Genomic DNA, 17,309 nt, shown 5'->3' on the forward strand with positions numbered 1-17,309 from the left:
AATTAATACATCATTTGGAGTTGAAAAAAAACGGATACAGAGCTGTGACCACGCCACGAATCGCTAAGCTTCATTGACTACGCCCAGTGGGTGATATAGCGGCAGATAGGCTGCCTTGCGGTCAGCCTGCTTTAAAAAACGGATCAGCAAATTACCCTTGACTGGCAAGGGCTCGCCGGACAGCAAGCCCTGTATGCGGCGTGCTGCTTCCGGGTTGGGGAAATTGGCGAGATAACTTTGCAGTATATTGCGCAGACAAGCCCACAATTCGAGGTAAAGTTCATGATTGCCATTCGCCAGCGTGGCGATGACTTCACAGATATTATTCACCAGCAGGCAATAGCCTATGCGTGTCCAGCCAGCTTCGTCGCTGCAACAGATTTCTTTGCGGGTATGTTCATCGAGTTGCATGGCCTTGATCAGTTCGTGGGCTCTGGGCGTCAGCCTGGTCAGCTCCAGATCACGGACGATAAAACGCACTGGAGTGCCATCTTCTGCAAGCCCGACGATGCTGTTTTGCATGTGTGGCTCAAAGGCGATGCCTTTTTCAAACAGCAGGTAAAACACAGGATAAATTGCCAGCTCGGCATAACGGCTGAACCACAGTCGCATGCCCTGGCGCAGGGACAGACTATGTCTGTGAGAAAACCGTTCTATCAATGCAGCGACCTGCAGACGACCCGCCTGGCCGTTGCCAAACAAGGCTGCGCATATCATGGGTGTGATGCCTTGCGCCAGATGGCTTGCCAGACCTTCACGCAAGACCAGTCCAAAGCCGTCTTCGATTTCCTTATGTTGCCGGTCACTCTGTTGCTGGTCTTCCGGGAAGGCTACACTCAGGTAAGCCTGTTCTTCCAGTGCATGAAAATGCGGGAACAGCGCCAGCATGTCTGCTTTCATGGGACGGTACAGACGGCTGGCGGTCAATGCTGCAGCCAGCTCGTGCCGGGCATTATTGCGTATGCAATTGGTGATGCGCAGGTTCAGCGACAGCTTCAAGAAAGCACTGCCATCTTCGGCCAGCATGGTACGGATGGATGCCGTGGGATAAAACTGCTTGCCACTACAACCCAGGTCGCGTAAATCGCCGGCGGCCATGGCAGCTTGAATGCGGGGCTGCTGCATGAGCCAGTCAGATTGCCAGGGGTGCAGGGGGACGATGATGTGTTCGCTATCGGCTTGCAGACCATGCTCAGTCAGTTGTTGAAGACGCGTGGACAAATCTTGCTCATCCAGGCTGTCGCTGATGATCCAGCTGCGCGGGATCTGGAAATAGCGTAATTGCAGCCTTGCGCCATGTTCTGGCGAATAGTTTTTTTCTTCTGTTCTTGTCCAGCCTGAACGGCTCTTGGGTGTAGGGTGAAAAGGGTGGCCCGTCAGCAAATGCTGTTCACTGCGTATGTATTGCTGTAAAGCTGAATCTGTGTGGAGAGAACGTAATTTGCCCTGTTGTGCCTCCAGCAAATGCTGCATGGTAGCGATGCTTTCCTCGATTTGTTGTAGCAGGTCGGTATTAAACGCAGTGCCTTCGCGCAGCGACAGGTCAGCTACGATGATCTGGGCAATCTCGCGCCAACTGGCTACTGACCAGGTCTGCTGATGGTCTTGCAGATAGATGTCGGTGATGTAATCATAATTACCGGTGACTGAGACATGTTGTACGCCCACGCAAAAACGGCTTTGCATGCGCGGTAACTGTATGTCCAGCACCTGGCCCTGATACTGGCGCAGTGCTGCAGGTGCCAGCCTGGTGTGGGAGATGGAACGGACGGCCAGTTTATGTTCCTGCATGGCGACCTCACGCGCATAACAATTCAGCAGCACGCGGGCATGTTGCAACTGGGCGTATTCGCTGGCTTCGACAGGGACAGCATTGTTAGCTGCCTGCCTCGCATGTGGCAAAGCACGCGGCAAAGACGGCAGATGGAGTAAGGGCAGAGTTTCAGGCGCATGGTTCCATGCGAACCGCGGTAAGCTAGCGTTCATCAGCGTTTACTTTCTATAAAAATGGAGAGGCCGGCCAACAGCGCACATGCCAACCAGATGGGAGCGGTATAACTCATTGAAGTAGCCAGACCGCTTGCGAGAATTCCTGCCATGACAGCGCCCCATTTATTGGCGCCTTCCAGTTTGCCAAAGTGCTGGCCAGCGCTGGCTTTTCTGGTGGTGGATGCTGCCAGGGCATTGATGGCCAGATAAGCGCCGGTCATCCCCACGCCCATGAGTATCCGGCCCGTGGCCAGTTGGGGCAGATTATTGGCCAGCACCTGCAATAACAATCCAGCGCAGGTCAGCGCGGAGAAACGCGCCAGTGCAGTCTGCGCATTAGAAAAATTGACATGGCGGCCGATAGGCCAGGCCAGCACCAGAAACAGTGCATGCGGCAAGCCAAACAGGGCACCGGCCCAGGCCGCAGACATATTCAGGCGTTGCGCCAGGTCAATGACAAAATACGGATAGGTCAGTACCGTACCTATGGTGAATAGCGCCTGGTAGCGGTACAGACTGCTGGCACTGAGTGTGCCAGCCTCGGCAGGTGCTGTGCCAGTGTTGTCTGCTACTGTATGCGCGGCAGGGAAACTGGTTTTTGCTGGCAACAGATAGAGTATCAACCCCGCCAGACCAGGGAATATCGCCAGGTAAAAAAAGATGTGCAGCAGATTTTGGCCGTCGCTGAACAGGCCTATGATGGCAGGCCCTGCGAACAGCGCGGTGCGGGCCGAGCCTTGCATGACACTCAGCAATGTAGCGAGGCGCTTGCCTGGCAGGAAAGAAGCCAGAAACGCATTTGATGCCGCAAAGGTGCCACCCAGCAAACCTTGCAAAGTCAGGCCAAAGGCAAATTCCCAGGGGGTGCGCGCCATGCCTGTGATGATGAAGCTCAGGCACAGGCCCCAGTGTGCACGTATCAGCGAAGCACGTATGCCTATACGGTCAGCCAGCTTGCCCCATAAGGGATTGGAGATCGCCGCCGCCAGGGTTGGCAGGGTAAAGTACCAGCCAGCCATGACCAGGGCCTGACTCGAAAAGTTCTGCTGCAGTATATGCGCATAAAATGGTGGCATGCACAGCGCAGCAAAGGCCGCACCAAAATGCCCCAGTACCGTGATGAAAATGGTTTGCCGCATCACGCGCCCTGCGACTGCATGAATTGATGCAGGGGGTTAGGGACAGTATGAAAAGCTTGCGCACTGGCGGCAGAAAGACGCCTGCTCGCCAGTTTTTCCATTTGCAGTTCTGGTGCAAACAAATTGAATTGCTGGAAACGTGCAGACAATTGCGGCACTTGCGCCTGATAATCAAGCACGGTTTGCGCAGCCAGTTGCCAGAAGCGGCTTTCCTCAAAGCCGTGATGCTTATCCAATCTGTGTGCCAGTTCAGACAGATGGATAAACAAGAGCACTTCAAGCAGATAATCCCTGGCTTCGTCTGTCGTGTCCATGGCAAAACCGTTGCTGGCATTGGCCACATTGCGGTGTGTCGGCGCCTGGCGCAAATGCTGTAATTGCGCTTCGTTGGTGGTTTGCCCGGCGATATAGTGCAGGCCACCGGGCAAGTCACGGATGGCAACACCGACAGGCAAGCCATCCCTGACGATGAGCAGGGTATTTTGTGCGTGCGCTTCCAGCAAGACACCATGCGCCAACATCAGATGAATAAACGGCGGCAGCATGGCTTGCAATAAAGCACTGACCCAGGCTTCAGTACCATGCTGTTGCAACCAGGGGGAGATACTTAGTTGCAGCTGATTCAGTTGCTGCTGATCATCGAGCGTAGTCAAGGCCGTGCAGGGGAATACCTGCTCGCCTTGCCTGAGTATGGATGTGGGCGACTGCCGCCAGATCGCGCCCAGCAAGCCATATCTGTCCTGGCGTGACGCCGCAGGTGCCAGGGTGATGCCCATGGGTTCTGCCAGAACTGCCAGCCTGCAGTGCTGTTGTAAAAAAAAATCTTCGCTACACACACTCTCCAGCCACTGCGATATCACCGGCGCATTATGTACATGATGGTCAGACAGGATGCGGTCTGCTGAACTGTTGGCGATGGCGAGCGGCAGCTTGAGGTTGTGATTGTTATGGCTGACAAGAGATGTCAGTGAACGTATTGATTGCTGTGCCAGCCAGACCGTTTCACCCGTACCAAGATAGAGCAGGCGGCCATCTGCCAGCCAGTCAGCGTACTGGATTTGCAGGCTCTGATACCAGTGCCAGGGATGGGCGGGCAGCAGATAATAATTGTCTGCATCCCTGCCTGAGAGCCTGATGGCTTGCTGCAAACGCAGCACTTCTGCTGCACCAATTTCCGTTTGCAAAAACTGTGTGTAGTCAACACCGGGCAAGCTATGGATATCAGCCAGTTGCTTGTCCAGCGCCAGCCAGACCAGGCCAAAGGCCTGCGCAAATTCTGGCCCATAACGCTGATGGTCGGCCAGGTTAAAACCTATGCGAGAACGATAGCAAGGATGGTACAGATGGCCGTCACCCAATTGTGCTTCTTGCCAGGCATACGGCAAGTCAAGTGCAGTACGGCCCTTTGCTGCCAGTGCCCTGGCTTGCAATGAGCAGGCCTGTTTGGCGGCGGTATGAATTAATTCATTAATGAAGCGTGGGCCATTCTGCGCCGCGTGTGACCTCAGCAAATTGCCTGCAACGATGGCAATATCAGTAGTGGTCGTCCCACTGCTGACTTCGCATACCGGGCCGTGCAAACGGCTGCGCCCAAAGCTATTTGCCGGATGTGCAGCTATCCGGTATTCAATCGGTTGGCCCTGCTCATTGATACCCCGTAAATACAAATCAGCCTTGCCATCAGCCTGTCGTTCCAGATGCCCATCCAGGGCTCCCTCAAACCAGAATGCATCGATGAACTGGCGTAGCGTGCGTTCGGCCGCTGCTGTATAAAATGACTTATTGCCAGTCGCCGGAATTTGATTACTGCTGTCCATATAGTTTTTCCAAAAAATGAGGGTGAGCAAATCCCTTGCGATTGCCGGGGCAATCACAGTTTGCTGCACGATGTGAAATGAAAAGCGCTTATGGGCTGACGGTTAGCCGGGGCTGTCGTAGTGCTGCGTCATGAGAGTATTTTTCTGGACAGAAGCGATGACGGACGAGTGCGGCAATGGATACGACGATGGAGACGAATATGAAGATGGAGACGAATGTGAAATAAGGATGGACATGATTTCCCCGCGAATATAACGCATGGTTTTTTCACTTGCCCACGTAGGGATGCTGGCGTACGTGTGTAGCTGGGGGCTGGCGCTTCAGAGGGTGTGAAATTGCTAAAGTGAAATCATTATAAATGAGAATCGTTATCATTTGTGGATTATTTAATAAATAACCTGGAAAGCTTAGGGGCAATTTGCTGAGAGCTGACCCGGTTTTGCCCGCCGTAAGAGAGGGCAGCTTGCTTTAAATGCCCCTATTTTGCGTCGATAAACTGATCACTGGATAAACCTGGCTCCATGCCGCCCAGGTCTCCAACTAGCTATTTTCAGGGCCGTTCTTAAACAATGCTTAAACGCTGGCTGACCTTGGTTCGAAAAATATAAATTTAGTTTGTTGACTTTTAAAACCGGTTTAAATAGAATTAATTTAGGTTTCAAACCGGTTTGAATAAATTTATTAATATCAAATCCACCAAAATGAATCGCAATATTCAAAATCAAGAACAAAAATGAAGGACGACACCGTGCACACAAGTGATGCCTTGCAACATCAATTTCCGCTGGAAGGCTGGGGGATTACTGAAAATCAGCTCGATGACGGGCATCACCTGCTCAGCGAAACCCTGTTCGCCCTGGGAAATGGCTACATAGGTTTGCGCGGCACGGCAGAAGAAGGCAATCAAAGAACAGCAGCAGACTCACTGAACGGCAGTTACCTCAATGGTTTTTATGAATCCGAAGCCATACAGTATCCAGAAAACGCTTATGGCCTGGCGCGCACCAATCAATTCATGCTGAATGTGCCCAACGCCAAATGCCTGACCTTGATGCTGGAAGATGAGACTTTCGATCTGCAGCAGGGCAGGGTAGATAGCTACCAGCGTCAACTGGATTTTCGCACCGGTTTGCTGACCCGCACCTTGCAATGGACATCTGCACGGGGACGCAGCATACGCCTGCATAGCCAGCGACTGGTCAGTTTTGACAACAAGCATGTGTATGCGATGTCGTATGAAGTCACGCCCCTGAATTTTTCTGGCGAGATCAAACTGGTTTCTGCCATTGATGCCGCAGTAAAAAATATTGCTGCTGGTGATGACCCGCGTGTAGGCTCTGCCATCAGCGGCCCGGTGCTGCACAAACTGGAGGTGGTGCAGGAGGATGATTTCTCTGCTTTCCTGCACCGCACCCACAATAGCGGTCTGAGCCTGGCAACTGCCATGCAAAATCATTTGCAAGCAGAGAGTGCCTACACCAGCAGCTTGCAGCAGTTTGATGACAAACTGGAACAGCAATTCACCATCCAGGCAGTACAAGGACAGGCAATAAAGCTGGATAAATTTTGCAGCTATTTTTCATCCCGCGATTATCCGGCAGCGTCTTTGCTCTCGCTCAGTCAACAAACATTGGGCAAGGTGTGTGAACAAGGTTTTGCACAACTGGCCGCCAGCCAGCAAGTATATCTGGCTGATTTCTGGGCGCAAGCCGATGTGCACATCAGCGGCGACGCTGCCTTACAGCAGGGCATACGCTTCAATATGTTCCACCTGTTGCAATCAGTAGGGCGTGACGGCAAGACCAATATTGCTGCCAAGGGCCTGACAGGCGAAGGCTATGAAGGGCATTATTTCTGGGATACAGAAATTTATATCTTCCCCTTCTTCCTCTACAACAAACCAGAGATTGCCAGAAAGCTGCTCGAATACCGCTATCAATACCTGCCACAAGCGAGAGAGCGTGCGCGTCAGATGTCGCATGCCAGCGGCGCACTTTACCCATGGCGCACTATCGATGGTGAAGAATGCTCAGCCTACTTCCCCGCAGGTACAGCGCAATACCATATCAATGCTGACATTGCCTATTCCATCAAGCTGTATATGGAAGCAACGGCAGACATGGATTTCTTGCTGACGCAAGGGGCAGAAATCGTACTTGAAACCGCCCGCCTGTGGATGGGCCTGGGCCATTACACCCGCTTGCCAGGTCACAACGAGGATTCGTTTTGCATCAATGAAGTGACCGGCCCAGATGAATACACGGCGCAAGTCAACAACAACTATTACACCAATGCGATGGCGCAAATGCATTTGCATTTTGCTGCTGATATCGTCAAGCAATTACAACTTGAACACATAGAAAAATTTGCTGGACTTGCAGCAAAAATTCATCTGCACGCGGATGAGGCAGACACATGGCAACATGCTGCTGATCACATGGCTTTGCCCTATAACAAAGAGCGGGGCATTCATGAGCAGGATGACAGCTTCCTCAACAAAAAGGTCTGGGACTTTGCCAATACACCCAAAGAAAATTATCCCCTGCTGTTGAATTACCATCCGCTTGTCATCTATCGCCATCAGGTTTGCAAACAGGCAGATGTGGTGCTGGCCTTGCTCTTGCTCAGTGACCAGTTCAGCCTTGATGACAAGCGCCGTGACTTTGATTTTTATGAAAAAGTCACGACCCATGATTCATCCCTGTCTACCTGTATCTTCAGCATCATAGCCGCAGAAGTCGGTTATCAGGACAAGGCTTACGACTACTTCATGCAAACTGCCAGGCTTGATCTGGACAATACCCATGGCAATACCCATTACGGCGTGCACACGGCAGCCATGGGCGGCACCTGGCTTGGCATTGCCTATGGCTTTGCAGGCATGCGCGTCAGCCAGGGGCAACTGAGTTTTGCTCCGGTCTTGCCCAGGCAATGGCAAGACTACCAGTTCCGCGTGCATTTCCACGGGCAATTGCTGGAAATCACCGTGAGCCAAACCCATGTCGAATACCGCCTTTTGCGCGGCACGGCATTGCAATTCCAGCACAAGAGACAAAGCCTGCAAGTCACAGAGCAACAAACGACATGCAAAGTCGCTTTGCAGACACAGGAGCTGAGCCATGCGTAAATACGATTACCGTGGTGTGATTTTTGATCTGGATGGCGTTCTTACGGATACTGCACATTATCACTATCTGGCCTGGAAAAAACTGGCTGAAAGTGTAGGTGCGAGTTTTGATGAAGCCTTCAATGAGCAATTAAAAGGTGTCGATAGAATGGGTTCGCTGAACCTGATCCTGGCGACATCTGGCAAGAATTTCAGCGATGCAGATAAACTGGCACTGGCAGATCAAAAAAACCTGCATTATCAAAGCCTGATTGCGCAGTTGAGCCCCGCTGATTTATTGCCTGGCGCGGCTGAGTCCTTGCAACAGATACGTGCAGCAGGTTTAAAAACAGCGTTGGCATCGGTCAGTAAAAATGCCCATGCAGTCATTGAGCGACTGGGCATTGCAGATCAGTTTGATGTCGTCGTCGATGCCGCAAAAATAAAGTACAGCAAGCCTGACCCTGAAATTTTCCTGACCGCGGCAGCAGGGCTGGGTTTGACTTCTGACGAGTGTTTTGGAATCGAAGATTCCATCGCAGGCATACGCGCCATCAAATCTGCGAGCATGTTTGCGCTAGGCATAGGCAGCCCGGCAGTATTGACGAAAGCCGACGTCGTCATCGCAGGCTTGCATCAATTCAGTTTGCAGGATTATCTGAAGTAAGAGCAGTAAAAGCAGTAAAAACAAAAAAATAAGCAGTAAATAAAAAATGTAATGCAAAAACAGGACTTACGCAAAATCGTTCCAGCAAGGCGTCAGCGACGAAGATAGTACTTTAGTACAAGGTCTTGATTTAAACCGGGAGCTGCAACGCAGCTAGGGCGGTTTTGCGTAAGTCCCGAAAAATAAAAAAGGCAGGAGACAACATGACCAATCAGGCTCAACAGCCAGCCAGCAGGCGGCGCATTATTCTTGCGCTATTCCTGCTGTATTTTGTATTCGCCATCCTGCTCAATAGCGTGGGCACGGTGATACTACAAGTCATCAAAACTTATGGCGTCAGCAAATCTGCTGCCAGTGTGCTGGAGGCTTTCAAGGATATTCCCATCAGCATAGTCTCTTTCTGCGTGGCGTCTTTTCTGCCACGTCTAGGCTATAAATATGCAATGCTGACTGGCATGGCGATAGTCACTATCAGTACAGCAGCCATGCCCTTGCTGCCCGGCTTTTTGATGACCAAGCTCCTGTTCCTCAGTGTGGGTGTGGCCTTTGCGCTTATCAAGGTATCCGTCTATGCAAGCATAGGCCTGATCAGTGCAGACCGCAAACAACATGCGAGCCTCATGAATACGCTGGAAGGCTTCTTCATGGTTGGCGTGCTCAGTGGTTACTGGATATTTGGTTATTTCATCGATGCCAACGATCCTGCCTCTCCAGTCTGGCTGCATGTGTATTGGCTGCTGGCAGCCTTGTGTGCCTTGACCTTCTTGCTGGTTGCCACAACCAGTTTCACAGAATTTGAAGCAAAGCTGACAGTCAGCGACAGCAGCCTGCTTACCGATTTTGCCGATATGCTTAAACTGATGGCGCGTCCCCTCGTCTGTGTTTATATAATCTCGGCTTTTTTATACGTGTTACTGGAGCAGGGCATAGGCACCTGGCTGCCGACCTTCAACAATGAAATCCTCAAGATGCCAGTGGATATGAGCGTGCAAGCTACCAGCATTTTTGCGGCCTGCCTGGCGATAGGCAGGCTGGGGGCGGGTGCTGTCATGCGCAAGCTGAACTGGTATCTGGTGTTGAACATCTGCCTGATCAGCATGGCAGCGCTGGTCTTGCTGACCTTGCCATTGACGCATAATATCGTCGCCAACCCTGATCTGCGCTGGAGCAATGCTCCGCTGGCGGCCTTCATCTTCCCATTGATAGGCTTGTTCATGGCACCGATTTATCCTGGCATTAATTCTGTCATGCTGAGCTCTCTGCCGACCAACCAGCATGCCGCCATGACGGGTTTGCTGGTCTTGTTTTCTGCTTTGGGTGGTACCAGTGGTTCGATGATCACTGGTTATGTGTTTGGTGCGATGAATGGGCAAACGGCGTTTTACTTATCCTTGCTGCCCTTGAGCGTCATCTTGCTGACCCTGTTTTTCTTCAAGCGAGCGATTGAGCGACTGGATTGATATGACCATGGATGAACTTAGCCACGCTGCACAAGTATATAATCCCAGCTTATTTCCAACTTAATCCATCTTTACCATTTGCCCTATGTCGATTACTTTAAAGGAGCTTGCCGCCAGCCTGGGTATGTCCAAGACCACGGTCAGCCGTGCCTTGAACGGCTACCCTGAAGTCGGTGAGCAGACGCGCAAAAAAGTATTGGCAGCAGCAGAGCAGCATGGCTATGAAGCCAACCCCATGGCGCGCAGCCTGGCCGTCGGCCGCACCAATGTGTTTGGCTTGATCTATCCTTTGCTGCCCTCTGACTTGGGCGACCCCATGTTCCTGGGCGTCGTCGGTGGCATGGCAGAGGCGCTGGAAGCGCGCAAGATGAACCTGATGATTGCGCCTGTTTCGCCCGGCAACGAATTACCCTCGTATGAGCAAATGGTGAAAGGTCGCCGTGTCGATGGTCTCATCGTCAGCCGCACCATGGTGCAAGACCCGCGCATCGCTTATTTGTCCCGGCAGGGCTTTCCTTTCATTGCCCATGGCCGTACCCAGACTGACAAACCCTATGCCTGGTTTGACTATGACAATGCAAACGGCATACGGCTGGCTGTGCAGCATTTGCTGGAGCTTGGCCACCAGCGCATCAGCCTCATCAGCGCGCCGCTGGAATTGAACTTTGCGCGCCAGCGACGCACCAGCTTTGTCGAAGCCATGAGCAGTGCTGGCCTCGATATTGATACCCGTTATTTAATACAGGATGCGCTCGACAGACGCAGCGGTTATCTGGCCGTGCAGACTTTGTTGTGTTGCACACCAAGACCCAGCGCCATCATCGTCGATAACCATCTGTCCGGCGTCGGTGCCATGCGTGCCCTGATGGACGCAGGCATTGCCATAGGCCGTGATATCTCCGTCATCGTCTGGGGCAATATGGAAGACACCCTGGTCGGCGACCAGGTCACCACCATAGACCAGCCTGATCCCCGCGCCGCAGGCGTCAAGATGAGTGAAATGCTGCTGGCTCTGATGAATGGCACCCCCGCAGCAGACTTGCAGGTATTGTGGCAACCGGTGCTGATCGCGGGATCAACCACCGGCCCACTTTAAATGCAGTGAAGACCATCACTGATTCTTCAAATACTCCAGCAAATCCAGTCTTTGTTCTTTCGTCAGCATAGGCAAGTCGCCTGCCCCTTTGGCTGGTTTGGTTCCATAGTCATGGCCTGTATTGCGGTTGCCATTGAGCCGGGTGTCAAAGACAAAACCTTCATAGGCTGTGCTCTTCATGCCGACTTTTTCTGCATCAAATTCGCGTGAGCCCACCATGAACTTCTCAGGTCTGCATTCTGCATCCTTTTGCTCGGCCTGACAGGCAGGTAACAGCAAATCATACAGGGTAGGCACTGAACCATTATGCAGATAAGGCCCGGTCGCCCAGATGCCATTCAGTGAGCGTCCCTTGTACGCCTGCAGGGAAGAATAGGGCGTCATCGTGGTATCAGGATTGTAATTGCCGTGCTTGTTTGAGTCCTTGATTTCATTGCTGAACAAAGCCTGGAAAATATTGTGCAGCCACTCAGACCAGCGGCGTATGAAGCCCTTGTCCGCATCTGGTGTCGTTACCACGCCCAGGGTTGCCTTGGTCAGCAGAGCAGCGATAGGGGCTTTTTTATCCAGCAAGACATCACCCACACCCGCACCCACATATTGATTGCGCAAGATGCCTGAATAACCCTCATATTTGATGCTGTTGTCGGCCATGGTCGGGTCGGTACCCACTTCTTCCAGCTTGGACATATGCGCCACCACGCGGCGTTGTGGTGAGCTGCGGTCTATCTCTGCATGGCAACTGACACAATAATTGGCAAACAGCTTTTCACCGCGCTTGATGCGGGTCTGGTCCAGCTTGCCCAGAATGTCTTGCGGCCATTTGGGTGACTGCAATTCAGTCAGCTGGTTTTCTATTCGGCGCAGGTTCTGGGTATTGATGGAGCTGTCATACTCAACCACTTTTTTGGTCCAGCCCTGACCAGTCAGCAATGAAGTGATGGAGAAGCGTTTGCCCTCATGCCAGTCCAGTGAACCAAATACACCTATCACTTCACCTGTATTGCGCCCCAGTGGGCCCAGGCCACCATTGCCACCCAGGCCATTCCACTGCACATAGTCATGCTGGGCGATGTCCCACAAGAAAGGGTAACTGACAGGTGCATCTGCCTTGATGAATAATTCTTGCCTGAGCTTGACGATATTCTTGGCCGAGGTCGCTACTCTTTCCACGATCTTGTCGCGGTCGGCAGAGCTGATGTCCGGCCCTATGCCTGCCATCGCCGTACGCACTTCATCTTCAGTCAAGACCTTGCCCAGCACTTCTTCTATCTGCTGGCGGTTCAGCAAATGCTCGAGCGTGCGGTTATAGATGCGGCCAAAGGCATCCAGTCGCGCATAGCCATAATCGACAGGACTATGGTTGATGATGTTATAGCTGGTCAGGCGCAGGGTATACGTCTTGATGTCAGCAATCACATCTGCTTCACTGTCGTACGCACCGAGGGCCATGACCGCCTTTACAAAACGTTTTTGTACATCCGGTTTGTCTCTGACGGCAATCATCGCCTCAGTCAGGCCTTTCAAAAAGCCTGCCATGTCAGCGCTGGCTGGCCCGCCGTCAATGCGCATGCCTGTACCCTTGTAATTGATTTGCCCGGTATGGCAAGCCGCACAGGTAAAGCCCATGTAATTCTTGCTCAGGTAATTGTCTTTGACAAAGCCCACGGGCAAGGCATCAGGGTTGCTGGAGGTTTTTTTCTGTGGCAGATAACGGTAGCGATTAATGTTCTCGTCACTGCGGAACAATTCTGGCTTGTCCGCCTGTTCCAGTACCAGGAAAAAATCATAAGGCAGCAAATTCGACCCCTGCGTCGTTGTATAAAACCACAGGCTCTGCTCAGGCTTCCAGTTCTGCTCCAGATACACAATCTTGCTTGCACTGTCTCCAAACACATCCTGCTTGACCGTCATCGCACCACGATCAGGATCACTGTCAGACACTTCCCATCTCTGCGACAAGGTGATGATCAGGGGCGGGATGATGAACAGCAAAATCAGCAGCAAGATGCCATGCCATATTTTGAATTTTATTTTCGGAAGTTTCATGATTTTTCCTGGCTGAATAAAGGCGGGGGTCTTATGGCTGTGCTTGAGTTTTTTTATATTCAAAATTGTTTTTTTTGCATGTCCATATTTTAAGTCTTTTTTACAGGCTTGCTGCACAAGTCGAAATGGTTGTGTATTTTTAACAACGCCATTAAGAGTGGCAAGGGTGTGCGCACTTGATGCATCTGGTTGTCGTAGCGAGATACAGTGCTTTTAAGAAAGGTTTATTGATTAGCTTAAATAAAAGGCCAATTATTTTCCGAATTTGCAATGAAAGTTGTCATAATGCGAACGATCTATTTTTATACTAATGAGTGATGCAAAATGAAACAAATTAAATCAGCTGGTTTGAGCGTAATAACGGCAATGCTGCTGGCAGCCTGCGGTGGCGGCGGATCAGGTGGCAGTACGCCTGCTACGGTGACACCTGTTGATACCAGCACCGGCCCTTTGAGCAAATATGCGGGCGTCTGGAACCAGGGTTGTCAGAACCATGAAATTGACACGACCACGATCACGGCGACCAGCGCTGGTTCCGCGCTGTCGATGTCACAAAAAATTGAATACTACGAAAACGCCAACTGTACAGGGGCTATCGTCGCAACTGGCACCTACACCTCGCCGGTTGTGGTGGCACAACATATCAGGACAGAAGCCAACGCCACCGTCAAAATGTTGACTGGTGAAACCGTCGCCTCTTCGGTCGATCTTGTCAATGCGACTGCGAACGGTGCAGTGATCAACTTCGTTGGCAGTGCCGCGTCATCTTCCGTGGTCAATGGCAAGACCACCTGGAAATTTGTTTTCAAGGACACGACAATTACCCAGACGATAGAAATCTCATCTGGCAGCGCTCAGGGCGGTTTCATGTTGCGTAATGGCGAACTGTTTTTTGTACAGGCGATTGGCAGCTCAACGACTGCCTTTGCAGTTGATAGCCGCTATGTGCGTGGCTAAGCTCAATAGAAGCGAAGTCCGGCATTGAAGACAATGAGCCACCGCGAGGTGGCTTATTGTTTTTTGTGTCCGAAATTTAAACGGACGGCCTATTGTTGAGATTGAATTGCCCCTGCGAACAAGAGATGGTCGTCCTGATTTCATTTGTCACCCACGACCTTATTTAGCGAGCCGGTTTCTGATCATTTCAACTCTGCAAGTGATTGCATTTTTAATATAGTCGGCAAATAATGAGCCTTGTCGCTGGATGGAAGTATTTGATTGAATACCTGTGGGCGCGCAGAATTGGGCCAGGCACGTATTTGCGGCGCATGGCCGGTGTAGTCATGGCCTTTGTCTTGGTCATACGCAGACTACCATGCGAGATAAAATCCTGGACAACGCGAACATCATCAAAGAACACCTTTTTCAAGGCATAGCTCATGTCACTCACACTATACGGTCACCCATTCTCGTCTTACACGCAGAAAGTGCTTATCGCGCTGTACGAGAACGACACGCCTTTTGAATTTCGCTGCATAGGGCCAGATACGCCGGCCTACACAGCAGAGTGGCTGCAACGCTGGCCGCTGGGCAAATTCCCCTTGCTGGTTGATGATGAGCGCAATGTCGTCGAGACCAGTATCATCATCGAGTATTTGCAACTAACCCATCCTGGGCCAGTGCGCCTTCTACCCACAGATCCCATGCAGGCGCTGGACGTGCGCTTTCTTGACCGCTACTTCGACCTGCACGTCATGACCCCGGTCCAGCACGCGGTTGGCGCAGCACTGACAGGCGATACTGTAAAAAGACAGGAGGGGCTGGCCCACGCCGCCAGCAAACTCGACCTCGCCTATGCATGGCTGGAAAATCACCTCGAAGGTGATGCATGGGCCAGCGGCGAAAATTTCACGCTGGCAGACTGCGCCGCAGCACCTTCACTGTTCTATGCAGACTGGACCCAGCAGATCGCAGAAAAATATCCAAGACTACGCGCCTACCGCAGCCGTTTGTTGGCCCGCCCATCGTTTGCAAGGGCAGTGGAAGAGGCGCGGCCTTATCGTCAGCTATTTCCGCTTGGGGCGCCGGACAGGGATTGAGGTGGGATGAAGGAGGGATTGATTTTCCTGAACGCTTGAAGACCTGCAAGCTGGATAGAGTTGTGAATTTTTTGCGTGTGATTTTCTTGTCTTTAGATAAGAAAATATCCTATGCAACAGATAGCCAATATCATAAAAGGCAGGCCAAACAAGGCGATCCTGGCAAAACTTGTTTGCTGTGGGCGGGCTGGAAATCCCGGTTCAAGAAAAGAAAATGTCACGCCCCGACCAGCCCTATATTCCAGATTCCACAGCAAGCCCGCGCTAAAATAAAGCACCGAGGATGCATAGATATTTGCCTCCCAGGTAATCGGGTAATGGCCATCCCTGATCAACAGATACAAGTCATAACACCAGCTTGCCGAGAACATCCAAACCCCAATTGCGACCAGCACATGCCTGAGCCTGGCTTTGCCTCTTATTCCCAGGTAGAGCATTCCCGTCGCCCAAGGTGCAGTCAAGAATGTGAGTGCCGACATCATGGCCGCATCAAAATAATCCCAGGTCGGGTCAGCTGTGTAAGGTGCGACGACAGTAATCCCAATTGCAGCAATGCTGAAAGTAATCAGCTTCCAGGGCACGTAGAGAAATGCTCTGTACGCTTGCAGGGGAAAGGAAGCGCGGTCAGTCAGGTATAGCCAGATGCACAGGATGCAGTAGCTGATCCAGGCTGCGAGATAAAATTTGAGTTCTGGGGTCATAGATAATTGTATTCGGGATTCATTCGCTATGACTTTGTGAACGTGTTTGAATCACCAGGGAAATACTGGTTCTGTTCGAAGTGAAATACCTTTTGATTCCAGCGTATTACGAAGTGCACGCACTTTTATGACATCGCCAACCTGCGGCCAAGCCTTGCTCAAACCAGCTAAGGCTGTCGCTGCATTCTGGGCAGACATTGTCTTGATCACTCATTTGCATGAGATTTCAGATACACAAGAAAAGGGTACTGCCATGGTTGTGCAGCATTTCTTTCATGGCCAGAAGCAGAGGGGGCGACGAACACTCTACTTGATGATCAATCTTTTATTTAATACGTCATTTCCTATTTTTAGGAGTATTTTTGTCAGAGACTCACATGTTTGTTCGATTTTCATTTAGCCTTTCTCATTTAATACTATTTTCTTTTTTGATTCTTTCTATTAAATTATCTAAACACTCTTTTAAAGCTTGCTGTTCAGCCATGGAAAACGGTGCGGTAAATTGAACTGTAGTAGATATTGAATCGGTTTTTCTGGGGATTTGTATTTGTATGGTTTACCCCATCGAAATAGCATCCAAAACTCTTATTGCAGATACTGTATCTTTGAATGTTGCAAGTGTGTAATTTTCGCTCTCTGAATCGATAGGATATTCCGACATGAGATTTATATTTTGCACTGGAAGTGCGAGGTACACCTTTTCTTGTCTTTTTATTGGAGTTACTTGTCCATTGATAATATTTACATCCAAAACGCCAAATTTGATTGCCGTTATAAAGGTAGAGTAAATTACCAAAGAGAAATCAATTGCTCTATCGCTAGTTTTCTGCAGTGGATCCTTGTAGACGATCATGGATCGTGCTCCGCACGATTTTTGCCCGCCTTCATCTCGTGTTATTTGAAAATCGGAATGCGCGGCGACGGATACTGAGAAATTCTGTGCAATCGCAATCTTGCAACTGAGGAGTGTCAAAAAGATAATTTTTTTCATTTTTACATTCGCGCGATTTCGGGTGCTAGTTTAAGAAAAATATTACATTGAATTCTCATGGATGTTGTCAATATTATAGTCGCGGCGTCAAGCTTTGACATGTATGAACTGAGACCACCAAGGATAACTTATATCGCCTACCTGATTTGGAGCGACCAGACCCTACTTATATTCATTTTTCAAAAAAACTACCTGGCGAGTTCTTCAGTCTGATGACATCTGAAGAGTGCATCAAGGGTAAGACATAGTGCAAT

General features: G+C 50.8%; 12 protein-coding genes and 1 pseudogene. 7 read left to right on the forward strand and 6 right to left on the reverse strand.

Annotation, left to right across the window (positions count from 1 at the left end; genetic code table 11):
- Nucleotides 1-63: 63 nt before the first annotated feature.
- The 3 genes from ACO0LN_RS02765 to ACO0LN_RS02775 are packed head-to-tail and all read right to left on the reverse strand — an operon-like array spanning nucleotide 64 to nucleotide 4,945.
- The gene (locus ACO0LN_RS02765; RefSeq protein ID WP_422970862.1) at nucleotides 64-1,986 is read right to left on the reverse strand and encodes an IucA/IucC family protein; all 1,923 of its coding nucleotides are present in this window, start codon (nucleotides 1,984-1,986) and stop codon (nucleotides 64-66) included.
- Nucleotides 1,986-3,128 carry an MFS transporter gene (locus tag ACO0LN_RS02770; protein WP_422970863.1) on the reverse strand — a complete coding sequence of 381 codons (1,143 nt, stop codon included), beginning with the start codon at nucleotides 3,126-3,128 and terminating at the stop codon, nucleotides 1,986-1,988. The genes ACO0LN_RS02765 and ACO0LN_RS02770 overlap by 1 nt, the downstream gene beginning before the upstream one ends.
- The gene (locus tag ACO0LN_RS02775) at nucleotides 3,128-4,945 is read right to left on the reverse strand and encodes an IucA/IucC family protein (protein WP_422970864.1); all 1,818 of its coding nucleotides are present in this window, start codon (nucleotides 4,943-4,945) and stop codon (nucleotides 3,128-3,130) included. Before ACO0LN_RS02775 ends, ACO0LN_RS02770 begins: the two co-directional genes overlap by 1 nt.
- A 749-nt stretch (nucleotides 4,946-5,694) precedes the next feature.
- Between ACO0LN_RS02775 and ACO0LN_RS02780 the strand changes: the two genes are divergently transcribed.
- The 4 genes from ACO0LN_RS02780 to ACO0LN_RS02795 all read left to right on the forward strand — a co-directional run bounded on the left by ACO0LN_RS02780 (nucleotide 5,695) and on the right by ACO0LN_RS02795 (nucleotide 11,275).
- A complete protein-coding gene (locus ACO0LN_RS02780) occupies nucleotides 5,695-8,073 on the forward strand; it encodes a glycoside hydrolase family 65 protein (protein WP_422970865.1) in 2,379 nt (792 codons plus the stop codon).
- Nucleotides 8,066-8,719, forward strand: a complete 654-nt coding sequence (gene pgmB / locus ACO0LN_RS02785; RefSeq protein ID WP_422970866.1) for a beta-phosphoglucomutase — start codon at nucleotides 8,066-8,068, stop codon at nucleotides 8,717-8,719. The genes ACO0LN_RS02780 and pgmB overlap by 8 nt, the downstream gene beginning before the upstream one ends.
- Before the next feature lie 203 nt (nucleotides 8,720-8,922).
- A complete protein-coding gene (locus tag ACO0LN_RS02790; RefSeq protein ID WP_422970867.1) occupies nucleotides 8,923-10,179 on the forward strand; it encodes an MFS transporter in 1,257 nt (418 codons plus the stop codon).
- 91 nt (nucleotides 10,180-10,270) lie between these two features.
- Complete coding sequence (locus tag ACO0LN_RS02795) at nucleotides 10,271-11,275, forward strand: substrate-binding domain-containing protein (protein WP_422971268.1); 1,005 nt, start codon at nucleotides 10,271-10,273, stop codon at nucleotides 11,273-11,275.
- A 15-nt stretch (nucleotides 11,276-11,290) separates the two neighbouring features.
- On the opposite strand, the gene ACO0LN_RS02800 is transcribed toward ACO0LN_RS02795, so the two are convergent.
- The gene (locus ACO0LN_RS02800; protein ID WP_422970868.1) at nucleotides 11,291-13,324 is read right to left on the reverse strand and encodes a di-heme-cytochrome C peroxidase; all 2,034 of its coding nucleotides are present in this window, start codon (nucleotides 13,322-13,324) and stop codon (nucleotides 11,291-11,293) included.
- 324 nt (nucleotides 13,325-13,648) lie between these two features.
- On the opposite strand from ACO0LN_RS02800, the gene ACO0LN_RS02805 reads away from it, so the two are divergent.
- Both ACO0LN_RS02805 and ACO0LN_RS02810 read left to right on the forward strand, forming a co-directional pair.
- Nucleotides 13,649-14,281 carry a hypothetical protein gene (locus ACO0LN_RS02805; RefSeq protein WP_422970869.1) on the forward strand — a complete coding sequence of 211 codons (633 nt, stop codon included), beginning with the start codon at nucleotides 13,649-13,651 and terminating at the stop codon, nucleotides 14,279-14,281.
- A gap of 422 nt (nucleotides 14,282-14,703) precedes the next feature.
- Nucleotides 14,704-15,363: a glutathione S-transferase family protein gene (locus ACO0LN_RS02810; protein WP_422970870.1), complete on the forward strand. Its 660-nt coding sequence runs from the start codon at nucleotides 14,704-14,706 to the stop codon at nucleotides 15,361-15,363.
- Nucleotides 15,364-15,455: 92 nt separating this feature from the next.
- On the opposite strand, the gene ACO0LN_RS02815 is transcribed toward ACO0LN_RS02810, so the two are convergent.
- The gene (locus ACO0LN_RS02815; RefSeq protein ID WP_422970871.1) at nucleotides 15,456-16,064 is read right to left on the reverse strand and encodes a hypothetical protein; all 609 of its coding nucleotides are present in this window, start codon (nucleotides 16,062-16,064) and stop codon (nucleotides 15,456-15,458) included.
- Nucleotides 16,065-16,620: 556 nt separating this feature from the next.
- The gene (locus tag ACO0LN_RS02820; protein ID WP_422970872.1) at nucleotides 16,621-17,055 is read right to left on the reverse strand and encodes a hypothetical protein; all 435 of its coding nucleotides are present in this window, start codon (nucleotides 17,053-17,055) and stop codon (nucleotides 16,621-16,623) included.
- Nucleotides 17,056-17,174: 119 nt separating this feature from the next.
- On the opposite strand from ACO0LN_RS02820, the pseudogene ACO0LN_RS02825 reads away from it, so the two are divergent.
- Nucleotides 17,175-17,303 (forward strand): annotated as a pseudogene (locus ACO0LN_RS02825) (hypothetical protein); the annotation flags it as partial.
- Nucleotides 17,304-17,309 lie beyond the last annotated feature (6 nt).

The sequence above is a fragment of the Undibacterium sp. TC9W genome (assembly GCF_049339865.1).
Classification (GTDB): domain Bacteria; phylum Pseudomonadota; class Gammaproteobacteria; order Burkholderiales; family Burkholderiaceae_D; genus Undibacterium.